16 protein-coding genes are annotated in these 16,831 nt (G+C 52.6%); 15 read left to right on the top strand and 1 reads right to left on the bottom strand.

Annotated elements, in window-relative coordinates; genetic code table 11:
• Positions 1–2 precede the first annotated feature (2 nt).
• The 6 genes from traV to traU all read left to right on the top strand — a co-directional run bounded on the left by traV (position 3) and on the right by traU (position 5,407).
• Entirely contained in the window at positions 3–536 is a 534-nt protein-coding gene (gene traV, locus OGY83_RS17830) for a type IV conjugative transfer system lipoprotein TraV (RefSeq protein ID WP_286636502.1), read from the top strand.
• Between the two features lie 62 nt (positions 537–598).
• Positions 599–3,172, top strand: coding sequence for a type IV secretion system protein TraC (gene traC, locus OGY83_RS17825; protein WP_353622052.1), 2,574 nt, complete (start codon positions 599–601; stop codon positions 3,170–3,172).
• Entirely contained in the window at positions 3,151–3,570 is a 420-nt protein-coding gene (trbI, locus tag OGY83_RS17820) for a type-F conjugative transfer system protein TrbI (RefSeq protein WP_286636500.1), read from the top strand. The genes traC and trbI overlap by 22 nt, the downstream gene beginning before the upstream one ends.
• 3 nt (positions 3,571–3,573) lie before the next feature.
• Positions 3,574–3,798, top strand: a complete 225-nt coding sequence (locus OGY83_RS17815; RefSeq protein WP_095715695.1) for a TraR/DksA C4-type zinc finger protein — start codon at positions 3,574–3,576, stop codon at positions 3,796–3,798.
• Complete coding sequence (traW, locus tag OGY83_RS17810) at positions 3,795–4,412, top strand: type-F conjugative transfer system protein TraW (RefSeq protein ID WP_286636499.1); 618 nt, start codon at positions 3,795–3,797, stop codon at positions 4,410–4,412. The genes OGY83_RS17815 and traW overlap by 4 nt, the downstream gene beginning before the upstream one ends.
• Entirely contained in the window at positions 4,412–5,407 is a 996-nt protein-coding gene (traU, locus tag OGY83_RS17805) for a conjugal transfer pilus assembly protein TraU (RefSeq protein WP_286636567.1), read from the top strand. The genes traW and traU overlap by 1 nt, the downstream gene beginning before the upstream one ends.
• A 368-nt stretch (positions 5,408–5,775) precedes the next feature.
• On the opposite strand, the gene OGY83_RS17800 is transcribed toward traU, so the two are convergent.
• Complete coding sequence (locus OGY83_RS17800; RefSeq protein WP_286636497.1) at positions 5,776–6,888, bottom strand: hypothetical protein; 1,113 nt, start codon at positions 6,886–6,888, stop codon at positions 5,776–5,778.
• 81 nt (positions 6,889–6,969) lie between these two features.
• Here OGY83_RS17800 and trbC point away from each other — a divergent pair, with 81 nt between their 5' ends.
• From trbC to OGY83_RS17755, 9 genes are all read left to right on the top strand, one after another.
• Positions 6,970–7,575, top strand: coding sequence for a type-F conjugative transfer system pilin assembly protein TrbC (trbC, locus tag OGY83_RS17795; protein WP_286636496.1), 606 nt, complete (start codon positions 6,970–6,972; stop codon positions 7,573–7,575).
• A complete protein-coding gene (gene traN, locus OGY83_RS17790) occupies positions 7,572–9,431 on the top strand; it encodes a type-F conjugative transfer system mating-pair stabilization protein TraN (protein WP_286636495.1) in 1,860 nt (619 codons plus the stop codon). The genes trbC and traN overlap by 4 nt, the downstream gene beginning before the upstream one ends.
• A gap of 1 nt (position 9,432) precedes the next feature.
• On the top strand, positions 9,433–10,218 hold the full coding sequence (gene traF, locus OGY83_RS17785; protein ID WP_286636493.1) for a type-F conjugative transfer system pilin assembly protein TraF: 786 nt from the start codon (positions 9,433–9,435) through the stop codon (positions 10,216–10,218).
• Positions 10,219–10,235: 17 nt separating this feature from the next.
• Complete coding sequence (locus OGY83_RS17780; RefSeq protein ID WP_286636491.1) at positions 10,236–10,514, top strand: hypothetical protein; 279 nt, start codon at positions 10,236–10,238, stop codon at positions 10,512–10,514.
• A 1-nt stretch (position 10,515) separates the two neighbouring features.
• The gene (trbB, locus tag OGY83_RS17775; RefSeq protein WP_286636489.1) at positions 10,516–11,079 is read left to right on the top strand and encodes a type-F conjugative transfer system pilin assembly thiol-disulfide isomerase TrbB; all 564 of its coding nucleotides are present in this window, start codon (positions 10,516–10,518) and stop codon (positions 11,077–11,079) included.
• A complete protein-coding gene (locus OGY83_RS17770) occupies positions 11,076–11,465 on the top strand; it encodes a hypothetical protein (protein ID WP_286636488.1) in 390 nt (129 codons plus the stop codon). The genes trbB and OGY83_RS17770 overlap by 4 nt, the downstream gene beginning before the upstream one ends.
• A gap of 65 nt (positions 11,466–11,530) precedes the next feature.
• Positions 11,531–12,937 carry a conjugal transfer pilus assembly protein TraH gene (gene traH / locus OGY83_RS17765; RefSeq protein ID WP_053289422.1) on the top strand — a complete coding sequence of 469 codons (1,407 nt, stop codon included), beginning with the start codon at positions 11,531–11,533 and terminating at the stop codon, positions 12,935–12,937.
• Complete coding sequence (traG, locus tag OGY83_RS17760) at positions 12,937–15,849, top strand: conjugal transfer mating-pair stabilization protein TraG (RefSeq protein ID WP_286636487.1); 2,913 nt, start codon at positions 12,937–12,939, stop codon at positions 15,847–15,849. Before traH ends, traG begins: the two co-directional genes overlap by 1 nt.
• On the top strand, positions 15,846–16,793 hold the full coding sequence (locus OGY83_RS17755) for a hypothetical protein (protein ID WP_286636486.1): 948 nt from the start codon (positions 15,846–15,848) through the stop codon (positions 16,791–16,793). Before traG ends, OGY83_RS17755 begins: the two co-directional genes overlap by 4 nt.
• Positions 16,794–16,831: the final 38 nt, after the last annotated feature.

Here is a 16,831-nt window from a genome sequence, read left to right as displayed (position 1 = left end):
CAATGAAACCTGCATTACTGATGGTTCTTGCCAGTGGCCTGGTACTGACAGGCTGCGCCGGCATGAAAAGCGAGTTTGACTGCAATGCCACAGCCAGCAATGGCTGTATGACGATGGACGAGGCGAATAACAAGGCCCGGGCCATGACCGAAAATCAGAAAGGGAAAAAAACTGAGGGCCGCCGCACATTGCCACCGCTGGCTGCTGTGCCGATGGTTAAGGAAAACTCCACGACTGCTGGCGTGTCGTCTGTGACAAAACCCGTCGCAGCGACTGTAACTGCGGGGGCAGCATCCCGCAATCCGTTCCGGGGGCACGTGGCGGGAACAGGGCATGTCGCCGTCACTTCCGGTGGCGCTCAGGTTTCCCCTGCCTGGTCTGATATCGGGATGGCGCGTCCCGTTCGACTGCCGTCCACAACGGCACGGATGTGGATAGCGGCCTGGGTCGATGAGCAGGCGGTCTGGCATCAGCCGTCTGTCGTGTCTTTTGAGGTGGAGCCTGCCCGCTGGCAGCACCAGGAGGTGAAAGGGTGACAGAGAAAGTACCCCATGAACAACCTGAGGTGAAAGGCTGGCAGGTGTTGCTGTCGCAACTCATGGGCGGCTGGAAAAAACCGGACGGCAGTCAGCAGGCCAGGCAAATCCTTGATGAGATGGACTACCCCTCTTTCGCCAGTCTGTTGCCGTATCGTCAGTACGACCCGGACAGCGAGCTGTTTATCAATGCAAAAACTGCCGGTTTTGTCCTCGAATGCCGGCCTCTGTCCGGGGCCAACGAAGCTATCAGCAAGTCGCTGGATTATTTTTTGCGGGACAAAATTCCCCGCAAAATCCCGCTGACGTTCACCCTCGTGGGGTCTCAGTGTGTACGCCCGATGCTGGAGCACGGGCTGGCAGACTTCCGCTGGCAGGGGAAGCGAGCGGATGAATTCAACGCGATTACCCGCGCCTACTATGAACGGGCGGCGCTGACGCAGTTCGCCAACAAGAAAGGGTACCCGCTGACGCTGCGCCATTACCGTCTGTTTGTCTCGTATGCCGAAGAGGCGGGCAGCCTGACGGAGCAGAAAAAGACGGAGCTGAACCAGGTGGCCAACCGGGTGGTGGCCGGCCTGGCGTCGGCAGGGCTGTGGTCGAAGCGAGTGGATAAAAAGGGGCTGGTCTCACTCGTGCGCGAACTGGCGAATTTCCGCCACGGCAATATTGAGCCACCTGCCGGACATGTGGCGGAGTTTGAACCGCTGAACACTGAATGTGTCGACCGCTCCCTGCGGCTGATGCTGCAGCCTGACCGGATTGAGCAGAGCCTGCAGTCCCGGCGCGGAGGAGAGCGGGAGCGCACGCGCATTCTTAACTTCATGCTGGAGAAAAACCCGGAGAAGCCGTATGCCCTCTGGCAGATGGGGGACAACATCAGTAATGTGACCGATCCGCTGTGCTCCATTTCCTGCCCGTTTGTGATGACGCTGGCGCTGGAAGTGGAAGATCAGGCCGGTACCCAGCGGGAGGCTAACCGCAAATTCATCCAGCTGGACAAAAAGGCGAACTCACCCTTCGCAAAATTTGTGCCGTCAGTGAAAAAACAGGCCGCGGAGTGGGGCGGTTTGCGTGAATCCCTCAGTACCAACCAGGACTCACTGGCGCGCTTTTACTTCAACGTTACGCTGTTCTGTGAAGATAAGGACGAAGTGGCGTTGGAAACGGAGATGGCGGTGCTGAACACCTTCCGCCGTAACGGGTTGTCGATGTACATGCCGGAGTTTATGCAACTGCGTAATTACCTCTCCGTTTTCCCGTTCATGATGCCGGAGGGGCTGTGGAGCGATATCTGTCGTACGAATGCCATTCAGCGGGCGCGGGCCAGCAATGTGGCCAATATCCTGCCGGTGGTGGCGGATAACCAGGTCTGTCTGCAGGGGCTGCCCATACCGTCCTACCGCAACCAGCTCTCTTTCCTGAACCTGTTCGACCGCAATGCGGGGCTGGATACGGATAACAACAACCTCTCCGTTACCGGCACCTCCGGGGGCGGTAAATCGTTCCTGATGCAGGGCATCATTCGTCAGGTGCTGGACAGCGGTGGCCGGGCCTGGGTGTTTGATATGGGCGACTCCTACAAGGGGCTCTGCCGTAATGTGGGCGGGGTGTACCTGAATGCGCTCGATCTGCGCTTCAACCCCTTTGCCAACATTGTGGATATTAAGGAGTCTGCTGAGAGTATCCGTAACCTGCTGGTCGTGCTGGCTAACCCCTCCGGTAACTGCGATGACACCTTTATGTCGCTGTTGCTGAAAGCGGTGCATGAAGTCTGGTTGCGTAAAGAGAACGAGGCGCTGATTGACGATATCGTGCTCTACATGCGGGAAGCGCTGGAGCAGCCGGAATACCGCGACACCACCACTGTGCGTTCGCGCATGGATGAGATTATCGTCGGTCTGGAAAAGTACTGCCGTAATGGAATTTACGGTGAGTACTTCAACAGTAAAAAGCCGTCACTGGATGACAACGTGCGGTTCTCCGTGCTGGAGATGGGCGAGCTGAAGGACAAGCCTGACCTGCTGGCTGCCGTGATGTTCTCGATGATGATTTATGTCGAGCAGCGGATGTATCTCTCCGACCGTCAGCAACACAAGGTCTGTCTGATTGATGAGGCCTGGAAGCTGCTGTCGAAGGACAACAAGCGGGCCGAGGACTTTATCGAGAACGGGTACCGCACTGCGCGTAAATACAACGGGGCCTATATCACCATCACCCAGGGGATTGAAGACTTTGACGGGCAGAAAGCCAGTGGCGCGGCGAAAGCCGCCTGGGCTAACTCCTCCTTCAAAATTATTCTGCGCCAGAACCGCGATGCGTTCCGTAAATACTGCCTGGATACCCCGGACCAGTTTAACCGGTTTGAACGGGAGGTCATCGAGGGGTTTCCGGCGGCCCGTGAGGCACACTTCAGTGCCTTTATGTTGCGTTACGGCGGGCAGGTTTCTTTCCACCGTCTGCTGCTCGATCCCATCAGCCGGGTGATGTTCTCGTCTGACGGTGAGGATTTTGACTACCGTGAAGCCGGACTGCGTGCCGGCAAGGATATCCACGACATTATCGGAGAACTGGCTTGGCGCAAGTTCCCGCAGGAAATGGAGACACTGAACGGATGGATACAACAAACACACTGATACCTTCTGTAGATACTCCTGAAAACACTCCGCGCCGACGCTCAAAACGTCGCAACCGATGCCTGAAGCCTGTCGCCTGTGTGGTGGCCGGGATGGTGATACTGAATGCCGGCATTGCCCTGCTGCTGACAGAATGGCGCCAGCAGAAAACGGTCAGTTTTGATATGGCGGGGACGGTGAACAGCTTTATGGCGCAGGCCGCAACGCAGTCACTGGATGAGGCTCAGATAAAGGCGCTGACAGCCCGTTTCAACACAGCGCTGTCCGACAGCCTGACGGCATACCAGCGTGAACACCGGGCGGTCATTATCGTGGCCCCGGCGGTGGTGGGGGGGGCCGAAGACATCACCCCGGTTGTGCAGCAGGCGATTGCAGAAAAAATGGCGGAGGGGAAATAGACGATGGCCGATGATATCGAACGTTACCAGGCCCATATGGACATGCTGGAGACAAACCGGATACAGCAGATCCGCCAGCAACTGACAGGAGTCAGCGCCACGCAGTGTGAGGAATGTGGCGCCCCCGTTCCGGCAGAGCGTCGCAGGCTGATACCAGGAGTCAGGAAATGCGTGGGCTGTCAGGAGGTAGAGGAGATTAAGGGGCGCCAGTACCGGAGGTGGCAGTGAAGTGGATATGGTGTGGCCTGCTGATCAGCCTGCCTCTGGCAGCGAAGGATCTGGGCGTACAGGGCGACCTCTGGCCGGTACAGGAGCAGAGCATGCTGTCGATGATTAAGCAGCGCCTGAAAAGTATGGAGGCCAGCGGGGAGCTGGCTGACATGCAGGCGCAGTTTAAAGAGCGAGTGGTGCAGAACACCCTGCGACCGAAGTCAGTGGAGGGGCTACAGACCGATACGCAGTCACATACTCACCGGGTAGATCCGACGGTGAGCGTGGCGGCGGATATGGCCGATCAGAATGGCCGCTTGTTTGCCCGTAAGGGGCAGCGTATCAATCCGCTGGAGACCGTTTCCCTGCCCGGTCCGCTGTATTTTCTTGATGCGGATGACAAGCGCCAGACGGACTGGCTGAAGCAACAACCGGTGGAGCTGAACCGGAAAGTGATACTGGTGAAGGGAAATATCCGGGAAGCGACACAGGCGCTGAACACGCGGATTTACTTTGACCAGGACGGCACGCTGAGCCGCCGGTTCGGGCTGACATGGATACCGGCAGTTGTACGTCAGGACGGAAACACGCTGGTCGTGACCTCGGCGGCCATGCCGGAGGTGTCGCCATGATGCGAAAAACAGTGCTGGCTGGTCTGATTGCGCTGGGACTGTTGTCCGGAAATGCGCAGGCCGAAGACAAGGACAAGATGTGTGACGGGAACTTCGTAAACTCGATCAGCGATATCTGCTGGGAGTGCACTTTCCCGATGACCATCGGTGACGTTTCTGTGTTCGACGGGGATGCGCCGGACACGGAGAATCCGTCCATGCCGTTACAGATTTGTCCGCTGGAGCCTGTGGGTTACCGTATCGGGATGGCCATCGGTTACTGGGAGCCTTTTGCAATGACGGATGTGACCCGCTCCCCGTACTGTATGGTCAATCTGGGCGGTTTTAATATTCCGGTCGGCAAGGTGGGGGCGGGGAATGCCGGGCAGGAGGACAGGCCTGTATCGGGTGGTTTTTACCATGTGCACTGGTACAAATACCCGCTGACATACTGGCTGAATATTATCATGTCTCTGGCCTGCCTGCAGAAAGGCGATCTGGATATTGGCTATCTGTCAGAACTTGATCCGACCTGGGACGATGATGCGCTGGCGCTGATTTTATCACCGGAGGCGCTGGTCGTGGCCAACCCCATTGCGCAGGGTGCCTGCGCTGCCGATGCCATCAAAACGGTGAAAGGTAAACCCATCAATGCGCTGTTCTGGTGTGCCGGCTCACACGGCAGTCTGTATCCGTTTACCGGGTTTATTTCGGATGAATTCAGCCCGCAGCAGTCGTCGGTGCTGTTGTCAGAACGTATGGCGTTCAAACTGCACCGTCAGGGAATGATCCTCAACAGTATCGGGAAAGACCGGAAAATTTGCTGGGAATATCCGTCCCCGATTATGCCGAAAGACCGCTTCCGCTATCAGATGGTGAACATGCACCCGGATACGAAAGCCTGTCACCCGTTCGGGCGAACGGTGATGGCCTGGGAGGCCGGTCATGCGTCCCCCAATACCAAAAAGAACTACGGCTACCTGATCTGGCGTAAACGTAACTGCGTGTTTTTGTGAGTAGAAAAATGACAGTAAAAACGATACTGAAATGGCTGGATATGCTGACAGCCTGGGGATTTGTGGTCGGATTAGCCTGCTGGGCATATGATCTCTTTATGGTCCAGTCTCCCGCCCGGTTTCGTGTTTTTGGGCAGGGAGAGATTATGGGGGATTTTACAGGGGTGTTGTTTGTGATGATGCCTTATACAACATGTATCGGAATATCATGTGTGTCTCTTGGGCTATACAGAGGCTGGCCAGGGGAGCGAATATGCTGGAAGATGATTATCTGGCTGCATACCCGACTCCTGGCTCCGACACTTTTTAGTTATTATTCTGCATATGTTTTGTACGATAATGCAGAAGAACTGATTAATACGTCATTTTCACTTGATATGATGTCCACTTCCCCGGCGATTGTGATTATATTTTTCTGCTATTTCTTTTCTGCAGAGAAGTATTATAAGAATAAAGAAAAATAAAGATGAATAAATCAGTGCATTCCTGATTGAGTTGGCTGTTTCTTTAATGATGTATTCTGATTTGTAATTGCTGTTGTTAGCAACATGGTAAAATATTTTGTGTTTGATGGAGTATTTTGCTTTTTCCTCAAGACACTTTTCAGTGCACTGATGTTCGGGGATTGAATTAAGTAACTGTTCTGCTTGTTGATGGTTTTCGTTCTTGTTAAAGAAACGCGCTGCAATGATTTTTTTATCAAAGGAGTATGTATCTTTCTGTAGAAGATAGAGCAGGTGATTTACATCCTCCCGGTTGATATTTTTCTTATTGCCATAATATGCACTGAGATAGAGTGGATTATCATGCAATGTTTCATCCAGAACGGAAAGCAGACGTGTTCGTTCATTCTCAGACAGCTTGTCTGATATAAATAACCGGTATATATCCTCAACCTTGTTTTCAGGTTGTGGTGTGTAGAAAAAAGGATGCAGCGTTTTGGCATACGCAGATGTCCATAGTTCTGCCGGCTGTCCATGATTATCTGGTTCAATGGTTTCCCAGAACTGCGGCAGACCATTCTCGTCGGTGTAAGCAATAAACGCATGTCCGGGAGCATAAGCAATATTTATTTGCCGGTTCAGTAACTTTGCTGCATCAAGTAACAAATAAACATTCAGGTCACAGTCTGAAATCTTTCGCGAATAACCCGCTGAGGCGAGGGCGGTTTCCTGGTAAGAAAAATGCTCGCCCAGAATGTTGTTGGCGCACTGCAAAAACTGCCCTGTATTTCTGGTTGATGAACACTGTTTCTTTATTTCCGAAAGCACAAACTGAGAGTTTGATAAAGCAGCCTGAACTTCTGCATCGGAAGTCAGACCATAATGCTGGTCTGTCATGATTATCCGGTGTGTCAGCAGTGAGTTGTCAGGCTTAACTGGCCCGGATGACATTATCTGAACAGGATGCTCTGTTGTTCCGGCATTTCTGAATGCAATAAAGCCGGCGCCGGCGCTGCCAGCAATGAATATCAGCGCCATAAAAAGGCACTTCTTTCTGAATAACATCATATCCCTCTGCGTTTGACTGTTTTTCCGTAAATTTTAATCAGGAGTATTACTGTGTGGAAGATTGTCTCTGTCTGCAGCATAGCGATGACCTGCATGCTGTCACCCGGCATTGTCTGTGCTTCGCAGGACAGTGCGGTTTTTATTGAATCCCTGCGAGACCAGGATGATATCCGGCGCAGACAGGCGAATGTGCCGGAATTTTTGCAACAACCAGTGCCGGGGAAACAGCATGATGCCTGGATTCAGGGACTTTCAGGCAAGTCGCAGATGGTATCACAGCGTCGAAAGCCAGCCCCGCGCGCGCTCTATTTTGTGTCGTTTTCCATTCCCGAAGAAGGGCTGATCCGTATGCTGCCGGAGGCGCGGGCGCTCGGTATCCCTGCGCTGGTCAATGGACTTATCGACAATGACTTTCGTAAAACGGCGAATGCGGTGTTCCGGGTGGCCAGAGAGAAGAACAGTGGTGGCGTGCAGATTGATCCGACGCAGTTCGCGAAATATGGCATCACGACGGTCCCGGCCCTGGTGGTGACCTGCGGGCAAAAATACGACGTGATACGCGGCAATATCCGCCTGAAAGCGGCACTTGAACGGATTTCGAAGGAGGGAGAATGTGCATCGGTGGCGGAGGCGATTCTCAGGGAGAGTGAGCGATGAAACGAGCCATTGTGGTGGTACTGGCTGCGCTGGTCACATTCGGAACAGGGTTGCAGGCCAGTGATAAATATACGCCAGGCAAGCAGTTTGCAGACAGTCTGAAGGGCAGTGGCACTGGTGTACTGAATAATTTCCGTCCGGACGAGACAATCCCGGGTTATACCGATAATCCGCCAGAGACCGGGCATTATGGCGGCGTGACGTCTTCCGGCTCTGCCAGCCTGGAGAGTGCCGGTGCCGGGGCGCTGAACAGTTCTGAGGTGGGGAAGCTGACATCGGAGGTGATTATGAATCGGCCGAAGGACCCTATTTCCATGGATGCCCCCTTCCTCAGTGGCGGGTTCGATATTCAGGACAAGGCAGACATCATCACTAACGGGACTTATGACAAGTGCGAGACGGTGAATGTGAATAAAACCGAAATCACTTCTCATGTCTGTGAGCGAACGCCGGCTGTGGAACTGGCCTGTACGCGAAAAGCTGTTATCACGGGTGACTGGGTGGATGGGGAAGAATACCGTGAGATCACGATACCTCATTCTCAGTTTCGCTTCAGTCGGGATGGAAAAAAACTGGTGTTCAGTTTTACGTCCCCTGTAACCGGAACGATTGAGCATGCTGCGCTGACGGTTTATGCAGGATTTTTCTTCTTAAACTCCCGTTATACCTTTCTGAACTCTACTTTTAATGTGGGGCTGACAAACGGACAAAGCGGCACTTTTGTTCTGTCCGGAGCAGCAGGTTTGCATGTTACTGATGGACAGACGCTGACAGGTTCGGGGTGCTCAGCTAACGGAAACTGTATTTATGGCGGGAATGGCGACGATGTTATCTATGAAAAACTGGTCAGCGGAGCTTCCACTTTTACACTGAAACTCCGGATGAAAGTCGCCTCTAAAGAGTGGGCCCCGAAAGTCGAGTGGGTTGAATCCTGTCCGTTCGACAAATCAGAAGAAGTTCTGCAGGGGAGTCAGTGTACGGAAGCCGGCGGGAACCGGGTGGTCAGCGTGGGAGGTAAAAATTACACCGTTTACAGCGACTGCTGGGCCTGGAAGGACACTTATCTGAGTCAGGAAGCGGATAATGGCAGTTGTGATGTGTATATGAAAAATCCTGCCTGTACGGTGTCCCGCACGACCTGTCAGGAGAAAAACGGCAGTGCCTGCCTGCAGGAAGAGGTGGTGTTCTCCTGCGAGAAGAAGGTCAGCGGTGAAGCGCAGCTGTGCAGTGGTCAGCTGGTCTGCGCGAACGGGGAGTGTGATGCCATTCAAAATAATTCCTCTGACGGTTTCGGTAAGGCGGTCTCAGCACTTGCTGCGGTAACGGCTGCCGCAAAAGATGTGGCCGAGATGAATGACGTCAATGTCCGGGCTTTTACCGGTGAGCCTAAAGCGTGCCGGATGGCCATTGCCGGCTTCAGTAACTGCTGTAAGGACTCCGGATGGGGGCAGGGTATTGGCCTGGCACATTGTGACAGCGAAGAGAAAGCGCTGGGAAAAGCCAAAGAGAAGTTACTGACCGTTTATGTCGGGACCTACTGCTCGAAGAAAGTGCTCGGCGTCTGTCTGCAGAAGAAAAAAGCCTACTGTCAGTTTGACTCGAAACTGGCGCAAATCGTGCAGGCGCAGGGACGTAAGGGACAACTGGGGATTGGGTTTGGCAGCGGGAAAAATCCTGACTGTCGCGGTATTACAGTGGATGAACTGCAGTCCCTGAAGTTTGACCGGATGGACTTCAGCAACTTCTACAGTGACCTGAATGCCGGCACGACCATTCCGTCCGACAGCGAACTGGCGGAGCGGGTGAAAGAACAGGTGGCATCTGCCCTGCAGCAGTCTTCAGGCAAGGGGCGGTGATATGAAACCTGTCTTTTTAGGGCTTGTTATCTCGATGAATCTGCTTGTTTCAGGTCAGGCATGGGCACAACGTGAACCGGTGCGAACCTATGTGGATGACCCCATCGTGGGCTGGCACTGGTATAACGAACCGGTCTCGCCAGAAGAGGAAGAACGGCCTGTTTCACCTCCTGTACCGCTGACTTCATTGCCACCCTCCGCCCAGATGAAAGTGCTGCAGCGAATGACGGAAGATCGTCTCAATACCGCCATTCTGTATCCGACCGTGGAGAACTTCACGGCGTATATGAAGATGCAGAACTTCTGGACAAGTCAGGCCAGCCGTTTCAGCGCGGTGGCTACCAAATCCCTGCTGGCTCACCCCGAGCTGGATTACAACCTGCAGTACAGCCATTACAACAGTACGGTGCCGCTGCAGCTGCAGGCTGACCAGGCGCGTCAGGTGGCCGCCATTCGGCAACTGGCCAGTCAGTACGGGCTGTTCTTCTTTTACCGGGGGAATGATGCGCTGGACAGCGAGCTAGCGAAGGTGGTGCAGCGTTTCTCTGAGGAATATGGCATAGCCCTGATACCGGTCAGTATGGACGGTGCCCGCAGTGAAGCGCTGCCGCAGACCCGTCCTGACGGTGGTCAGTCACAGCGTCTCGGCGTCACCCATCTGCCGGCGCTGTATCTGGTTGAGCCGGGCGCGGAGCGTTATCAGCCTTTAGCGTACGGCTTTATGACGCAGGATGACCTGATGAAGCGTTTTTTAAGTGTGGCGACAGATTTTTCGCCACGGTCGTGAACAAAATGGAGAGATGTATGACACGCGAACGTTTTACTGAAAATCTGCTGATGTATCCGGGGATGGCGCTGATGGTTGCCTCGGTTATCTGGTTTTATCTGGCCGGCATGCTGTCCCAGCCCGCATCGGCAGTCAGTGATGAACTGGCGTATGCCCTGTATCAGATGACGCTGGTTCGTGATGCACTGGCGATATTTGTGGTCGGGGCGACACTGGGTTTGTCCGGTCTGGGGCTGGCCGCCGTTCATGCCTGGAAGAAGTGGCAAATTTCGCCAGTCCCTACCGGGGAGCAGTGAAATGCGAAAAACCGTATTAATTACCCTGCTGCTGGCAGTTTCTGGCGTGCAGGCTTCCACGCTGGATGAACTGCGCCAGCTTGAGGCGCATAAGGTATCGCCGGGTAAGGCTTCTCAGGCTGCATCACCGGTAGTCGGTACTGTAGCTGAACCTGCTCGCCGGGATTATCGTCTGCCGGACGGGCGGGTGGTGAACCTGAAAGATTACAAACTGGTGCTGTTTATGCAGTCGCGCTGTGGTTACTGCCAGCAGTTCGACCCGCTGCTGAAACGGGTGACCGGGCAGATGGGCTTGGATGTGTTTCCGTATACCCTGGATGGTATGGGTGATGCATCTTTCCCTGATGCCATTCCGGCCACCGAAGCGGTGGTGCGGGATATGTGGGGTGATATGCGCCCGGTCACGCCGGCGGCATTTCTGGTGGAGGTGAACACCCTGAAAACGCTGCCATTGCTGTATGGTATCGTTGATGAACAGACCCTGAAACAGCGTATTGACGAGGCGCTGGTTTTTTCGCTCGCTGCCCGAGCGGGAGTAAAGCATAAAAACGGAGCAAACAAATGAAAGAGGTTACTGAAAGAAAGAAGAGTATGCAGACGTGGGAATTCACGGAAAAACTGTGTAGTGTGTTGATAATATGTGGCGGTGTGCTTCTGATTGCCGGCGGGATAAGCGACTGGTTCTGGCGGGCAATGTTTGAGGCTATATACGTGGTACACACCGGTGATACGGGGGCGGCAGGCATGGCCACTGATCCCACCATTATCGCGGAATATGCAGCACTAAAGCCGCTTATGAATCTGACGATGTATATCGTTCCCTGGATCTTCTGGGCGTCAGGCTGTGGGGCTCTTTTGATGGGTTTTGCTGGTCTGTTGCTGTCGATTGTGTCTGGCACTATTTGTCGTATCTTTGGCAAACGAAGGGGAAAACAGAACGTCATCCGGTAACACTGCAGTGTGGCAGTTTTAAGCTCACCTTCTTTCGTTTCTTACCTGATTAATTCCTTACCATTATGAACCAAAAACCTTCTTTCCTGCTCCGGCGGGTAACGTTGTCATGCCTGGTTGCCGCTGCGCTGGCTATGCCTGCACAGGCTGACGTCAATACTGACCTGAATAAATTCTTCAACAAACTGGGCTTTGAAGGTAATGCCACGCGAGCGGCCGTCTGGCAGGGGCAGGCTGCGGGCTATGCCACGGGCGGTAACCTGTTTCTTCGTAATCAGGTTAATAATCTGCAGATTGCCTCCTTCACGCCTCCGCGAATCACCGCCGGCTGTGGCGGGATTGATGCCTATCTGGGCTCGTTCTCCTTCGTAAACAGTGAGCAGATCGAACGCTTTATTAAGCAATTGATGGGTAATGCCGTAGGGTATTTCTTCGACCTTGCGCTGCAGACGGCAGTGCCGGGCATGAAGCAGGTTAAAGATTTTATGCAGAAGCTGGCCAGCGACCTCAATAACATGAATGTCTCATCCTGCCAGGCGGCACAGGGCATCATTGGTGGGCTGTGGCCGAAAAACAGCGTTCAGTCCCAGAAAATCTGCCAGGACATTGCCGGTGAAACCAACATGTTCTCTGACTGGGCGGCGTCACGCCAGGGCTGCACCGTAGGCGGTCAGATGGACAAGGTGCTGGATAAAGCACCGGAGAACATGAAGGACCAGGTGATGCGTAACAAGAACCTGATGTGGGAGATCCTGAAGAAGAACGGCATGATGAACGGCAACACCGAGCTGATGGAGCTGGTCATGAATGTGACCGGGACACTGATTTTTGATGATAAAGGTGAAATCCAGTTTATCGGACCGCAGGCCAACCATCAGGGACTTATTCGTGCCCTGATGTACGGGGGGCAGGCCACGATTTTTGGATGTACATCCACGGGGGACTGTCTGAAGACCAGCAACCGCACAGTGACGGTCAGTCAGAGCAACAGCCTGAACCAGCGCGTACAGAATATGATAAAGAATATTTCTGACAAACTGCGTAGCGATGACCCACTGACCAACCAGGAAAAGGGATTTATTGAAAGCACCAGTGTCCCCATTCTGCGTTATCTGGTTGACCCGCAGATGCTGAATATATCCACGTTCTACCCGTCACTCTCCGATTACATCGCCTACGACATTCTGCTGCAGTATCTGAATGAACTGCTGAGTCAGGCGCGCGTGCAGGCGGGCAGCAAAAACTTCCCGGAAGAGCAGATGAAGATGCTGCGTGAGAATTTCTCGGAAGCCTCACGTCAGCTGGAAGGGCTGCAGGCGCAGGTGGATGTGAAAGCGAACACCCTGATGGAGCTGGAGCAGCGCATGGGGTATCTGCGTCAGCAGGTGTCCACACATCTGATGAGCCGTTATGAGCAGAACATGCGTTACACCTCGGTTTCTTCCGCGCAACTGACAACCGGGGGCAACTGATGAGCATGGTAGATACCATTTATGTCATGAGCGGCGGGGAGTTCTTTGAGGCGGCATTCAATGGTGTGGCCGCACTCATTGGCTCATCCACGTGGGACTCTTTGTTTCATATCGTAGGGTTCTTCTCGGCCATCGCGCTGTTCTTCGTCTATATCCGGGGTCATGACCCGAAAGAGGTACTGAAGTTCTTTGCGGTGTTCATTCTGATAACCAGCGTGCTGGTTATCCCGAAACGTACAGTGCATATCATCGATATGACCAACCCGACGCTGGTGCTGCGGGTGGATAATGTACCGACAGGACTGTCGGTGCCGTTCCGGTTTATTACCAGTATTGGTGGCTCGCTGACAAAGATTTATGACGCTGTATTCCATACCCCGGATTCTGTTGCCTACAGCAAAACCGGGATGTTATTTGGCGCAACGCTGATGGCCAACACCACCGACGTGGTGGCACAGAACGGCGACCTGGCCATGCTGCTGAATGGCTATGTCCAGCAGTGTGTTATCGGGGATATCATGCTGGTGAACAAGTACAGTATGGCCGACCTGATGCACTCCTCTGATCCGTATGAGCTGATATTCCGTAAACCCAGCCCGCTGCGGGGCGTGATTGTGCCATACGGCAATGGACTGGCGGCTGCAGGATTCCATACCTGTGAAGCGCTGGCCAACAATGTGCTGAAGAGGGAGCTGAAGGTGGATTCCTCAAAAGGCGGCAAGACCTGGGATTACTATGTGAACCGCTTTATCGGCCCACGCCCCGGTGCTGATACGCTGTTCGGTATGATGATGGCAGACAGTTATAACTTCTACTATCAGGGCGGGCGGGATGCCAGTGAAATTCTGCGCCAGAATGTGGTGATGAATGCGGTGAAGCAGGGGATTACCAGCCATACGGCGGCCAGCGGGAACGTGGCCAGCCTGGTGAATATGGCGGACCAGTCATCGAACAGTAAAATGCGTCTTAGCTGGGCGGCATCAGGCGGTCTGGCGGCAACGTTCACACCGGTGATGCATACTGTTTTGATGGCCATGCTGGTCGGGATGTTCCCGATTATAATCCTGCTGGCGACCATTCATGGTCTGACCCTGCCGGTGCTGAAAGGGTATGTGTTCTCCCTTGTGTATCTACAGAGTTGGCCGCCTCTGTATGCCATCCTGAACTATGCTATGGCGTTCTACCTGAAAGGTGAGACAAAAGGGATGAATTTCTCACTGTCGAACCTGAGCAGCATTCAACAGACCCACAGCGATATCGGCCTGATGGCGGCATGGCTGTCCAATGCCATCCCGTTTATTGCTGCGGGTCTGGTGTTTGGTCTGTGGCGCGTGGTTTCACAGGCCGGTAATTATCTGGGTTCTTCCATCAACAGCACAGCATCGTCAGCGGCCTCGCAGGCGGCAGACGGTACCTGGGCGTTCAATAATATGCAGATGGAGAATGTCTCCGGTTTTAAATGGGATACCAACCAGTCGTTCCGTGACGGTCAGATGCTGACTCAGCATGCCAGTGGTGCCACCACCACCCGAACCGCCGGAGGCAGTGTGGTTCATGACGGAAAAACCGGTATCTCCAGTCTGGCCACGGATATCCAGTTTGGCCGTATGCTCAGCAGCAGCTACCAGGCGCAACAGCGTGAAGCGGAAAGCCAGGTGCAGAGCCTCAGTCACAGCATCAGTCGGGGCAGCCAGCTGGTCGGTAGCCAGATGACACAGTGGGCGCAGCAGCGGGGTAACAGCGACACCGTGGTAAGCGGGGCTGACAGCAGCCGGGCTACCACACTGACACAGGCATTTAATAAACTGTACGGTGTAGCAGATAACTACGCAAAACGTAACGGTATTAGTACTTCAGAATCAGTGACAGAGGCGCTGAGTAAATCACAAGATATGAAGTTTAATGTTGGTGGGCATGGTGAAGTAGGTATTGATACCAGGAAACAGCTGGCAGGAAAAATTGTTGAATTAACAACCGGAGCCAGTGCAAGTGGAAAACTGTATACCGATATTGGATATACCGGGGCAGATGGCTCATCACATGGTATTAATTCTGATGTCAGCAACCGAACCAGTCATGATCGTGAGCTGACCGCACAGGAAGCGAAGGATGTTCGTGATGCGATGGATGTTATTAACAACTATCGAACAACGGACAACAGCAGCCATACCGACAACACCTCGTCATCCCTGTCGAATCAGCTGGCCAGCAACCTGAGTGATTTGCAGAACCAGATTCGTCAGTATAATGAAGCCCTTAACCGCAGTCATGAGTATGCTCAGATGGCCAGTTATGCGGAAAACAACAGTGCAAGTATTAACAGCAACTACAGCCAGGAGTTTGTTAACTATGTGCACCAGTCTGCTCCAGCGCGTGCCACTACCGTGCTGACCGATGCGGCCAACCCATCGTTGCGTGCAGAAAGGGAACAGCTGGCGCAGGCATTTGTGGATGAGAGACTGAGGCCACAACTGGAACAGGAATTCCGGGAAAACAGGCTGCGGGCTGCAGAAGGAATAGGAAACGTCGGTCCGGATGAGGGAATGAAGGCCAGCCTTAAGCAGACCCATGCGGCGAGTACCGAAGACATGCAACAACGTGCTGACACTGCGGGTGTGCAGACGTATGAACAGACCCGTGAGCAGGTGCGTGATGCCCGTCAAAATGTGGATTCCAGGGTGCTGCAAAATGAGCAGAAAATGGCATCATCTCTGGATGACATGGGGAACCAACGTGATGTGCTCTCGAGTCAGCATAATGATAGCGAAGGGAAATATAACGAGGCACTGGCACAGGAAAGAGAGAAGCAAGGACCTTGGCTGTTGTCGCCATTAGATGCCTGGAATTCAGACAAAGACGAAGAGAATATGCAGCGTTTAAGGGATTCTGTAAAAGGAAAAAATAAGTCATGATGCCGAATACCACATCTAATCAATTAATTGAAAAATTGGATTCGATTAACTGGGAATCTGACAAGTTAAGATTGTTGCAATATTGTAAACCTCCGTTGAAGATAACAGCATATTGCATGTTGCTTTCTGTTTTTGTAATGATTTCTACGGTCATTATTTATGATAAAATATCCATTGGGTTATTGATTTCTCTTCTGGTAAGCCACCTTTTTATAGGTTTTTTTACCACGATTGCATTATTGCAGACGTCTTTGTTGTGGGGGGTAATTAAAAAGGTCGCTCCAGATTCAGATGTCAATCTAAGAATTCAAAAAATAAGCAAGAAATGTATTGTGTATAGTTTAGGCATTTCTATTATTATTGTCGATTTCTTGATTGTTTTTGAACTAAATTTTGCTTTTTATTCTGGAGTTGTATTTGCGATAGTTGGTTGCATTTTTTCTGTGCTCTTTATGTTTAGGGTTGATGCTTGTATTCCAAAAGAGTTTATATGTGCTTTGAATATGAAGCACTTGCAAAGTATTGGGCGATTAAAACCAGAGGAAATGAAACAATTTTCTACTGCAAAAATTGCTTCACAAGCAAATGCTGTGAGTGATGATTTAGCTGTCGGGGGGCGTGAATATCCATTTTCTCATGGGATTAACCAAGCAACAGGCTTCCCGATGGTTAATGATTTATTTAAACCTACAGGAAACCTCAACGGAAGCAATCCATTGCAATCAAATAGCATGACCACATTTTCTGACTCTCATATAAATGATATACCAACAGGCTTTAATCCCGCATCAGGTTTACCAATGATGAATGACACTTTTGATATTAATGGGGATGTATTTGGTACAACCTCCAGTTTTTATGATGAACACCACAACTGGGACAACCATCATAGCCACGATAGAAATACCTGGGATAACCATTGGGATTCACATGACAGATGGTAGTTAAGGGAACCAGACTGTGAACTGGTAAGGTTTTATTT

Source organism: Citrobacter sp. Cpo090 (assembly GCF_030332665.1).
GTDB lineage: Bacteria > Pseudomonadota > Gammaproteobacteria > Enterobacterales > Enterobacteriaceae > Citrobacter > Citrobacter portucalensis.
Note: the sequence above shows the minus strand (reverse complement) of the source record. Positions and strands in the feature narration are given on the sequence as shown.

Bases quoted from the DNA above. Each gene is read 5' to 3' on its own strand.
- OGY83_RS17815 (WP_095715695.1), top strand. From the start codon at position 3,574: ATGGCCGATGATATCGAACGTTACCAGGCCCATATGGACATGCTGGAG.
- OGY83_RS17770 (WP_286636488.1), top strand. From the start codon at position 11,076: ATGAAAGAGGTTACTGAAAGAAAGAAGAGTATGCAGACGTGGGAATTC.
- traF (WP_286636493.1), top strand. From the start codon at position 9,433: ATGAAACCTGTCTTTTTAGGGCTTGTTATCTCGATGAATCTGCTTGTT.
- traC (WP_353622052.1), top strand. From the start codon at position 599: ATGGGCGGCTGGAAAAAACCGGACGGCAGTCAGCAGGCCAGGCAAATC.
- traU (WP_286636567.1), top strand. From the start codon at position 4,412: ATGCGAAAAACAGTGCTGGCTGGTCTGATTGCGCTGGGACTGTTGTCC.
- trbI (WP_286636500.1), top strand. From the start codon at position 3,151: ATGGATACAACAAACACACTGATACCTTCTGTAGATACTCCTGAAAAC.
- trbB (WP_286636489.1), top strand. From the start codon at position 10,516: ATGCGAAAAACCGTATTAATTACCCTGCTGCTGGCAGTTTCTGGCGTG.
- traV (WP_286636502.1), top strand. From the start codon at position 3: ATGAAACCTGCATTACTGATGGTTCTTGCCAGTGGCCTGGTACTGACA.
- OGY83_RS17800 (WP_286636497.1), bottom strand. From the start codon at position 6,888: ATGGCGCTGATATTCATTGCTGGCAGCGCCGGCGCCGGCTTTATTGCA.
- traH (WP_053289422.1), top strand. From the start codon at position 11,531: ATGAACCAAAAACCTTCTTTCCTGCTCCGGCGGGTAACGTTGTCATGC.
- OGY83_RS17755 (WP_286636486.1), top strand. From the start codon at position 15,846: ATGATGCCGAATACCACATCTAATCAATTAATTGAAAAATTGGATTCG.
- traG (WP_286636487.1), top strand. From the start codon at position 12,937: ATGAGCATGGTAGATACCATTTATGTCATGAGCGGCGGGGAGTTCTTT.
- OGY83_RS17780 (WP_286636491.1), top strand. From the start codon at position 10,236: ATGACACGCGAACGTTTTACTGAAAATCTGCTGATGTATCCGGGGATG.
- traN (WP_286636495.1), top strand. From the start codon at position 7,572: ATGAAACGAGCCATTGTGGTGGTACTGGCTGCGCTGGTCACATTCGGA.